Below are 1,644 nucleotides of genomic sequence, written 5' to 3' on the forward strand. Positions count from 1 at the left end.
GCATAGAGCAGCTGGTAGATATTCTAGGTAAACTTATTGCACAGTTGAATGAAGAAGAAGCGATGCTTCGTGAACGGCAAAAACTTCAGGATGTCGTTTTTCAGAGCCTCTCATCGGTCAGGACAAACTTTTTGCGTTCTTTGATAGATCAACCTATTTGGAATGAGTCTGAGTGGGTGGAGAAAGCGAATAGTATCGGTATTCAATTGATGAAAGGAACTCCTTATTTACCTATACTTTGCTTGATAGAACGGTTTTCCGATTTGGAGAAGAGGTTTGGAGGAAGGCACCAACTTCAATTTGTAATAGATAATGCACTGAATGAATCTGTCAAAATCGAGGGAAATGTTGTTATAACACTTAACGCGAGACAATACTATATCCTGTATCCATATCCTAAGACGATAAAGTGGAGTGTTCTGGATAAAGCAAATGAAGAATTACTAAAGATTCAAGAATCAATGAATCGTTATATGAAAATTGGTACTTCTTTTTATATCGGTGAAGTTTGCAATACGGTGTTAGAAATGAAAAAGCAGATCACTTTATTATTACATTCCAACACGTTCCGCTTTTATTCAGGAGAAAACCGCATTCTGAAATTGCAGCATTTTGAATTAACGAAGGACGATATATTCGTTCACTATGCAGAAGCTTTGGATGACTTCAAAAATTGTATTTTAAATTGTGATGTTGATTATGTTAAAGAAACAATTCCAAAGTGGATTAAACATATTCATGCAAATAAATATCCAGTGGATTCCGTCCGTAGTTGGGTGTTGAAAATTGTTACTGATATAGAACTGAAGTACACAGTTATGCAGCATTTTCTAACGAATTATAGTGCCGAGTTATTACAACAAACGGTGTATGCAATCGATACGCTAGAGCATCTGAGCCAATGGTTAATCAACTTTTTGGTGGAGAAAATGAAAAAGGTGAGATTACATCAAGATCAATCTAGCCGAAAGGAAATCGTCGAGGCACAACGTTATGTGATGATGCATTTGAATGAGAAAATCAGTATGGACGAAATGGCTAAACGATTAGATCTAAATTCGTCCCATTTTAGCCGGATTTTCAAGAAGGAGACGGGAGAAACATTTATAGAATATGTCACTAGATGTAAGATGGAAAGGGCTCGTGAATTGCTGGATAAATCGAGTCAAAGTGTTGAACAAATTTCAGAAGAACTTGGTTTTGATAATAGCAGCTATTTCTTTAAATTATTTCGCGCTTTCTCTGGCATGTCACCCACGGAATACCGTAAAAAAATATAACGATTTAATAACGGTAGTGATTATTCAAGTACCCCTTATACGGTGATTTGCCAGTGTCGAAAATATGCCTCCAAATCCATGGGATAGGAGCGGTTAATGGCATTCCATCTAGTACCCAAAAAGACAACCTTATGAGGTTGTCTTTTTTTATCATATATCTGCTTGGAAGCGAGCCTATTTTAACCGGCCAAGATCATTTGATGTTTTTGGTATCCATAGTATTCTGATACGCGTTTAGAAGTATGACATTTGTCATACTCTCTATATGATGTTTATGACTGCCAGGAATGAAAGGGGGGACCTATAATGAAGTTAGGAGCTGCTACTAATGTTCGTCATTAGTCCTGCGGTTCATATCGAGGAG

1 protein-coding gene is annotated in these 1,644 nt (G+C 37.0%); it reads left to right on the forward strand.

The annotated features are described in order from the left end of the window. Nucleotides 1-1,280, forward strand: a 1,280-nt coding sequence (locus tag AC1DUA_RS36655; RefSeq protein WP_477504409.1) for a helix-turn-helix domain-containing protein, incomplete at its 5' end; no start/stop codon positions are given. Nucleotides 1,281-1,644: the final 364 nt, after the last annotated feature.

The sequence above is a fragment of the Paenibacillus sp. 01T422 genome (assembly GCF_056398785.1).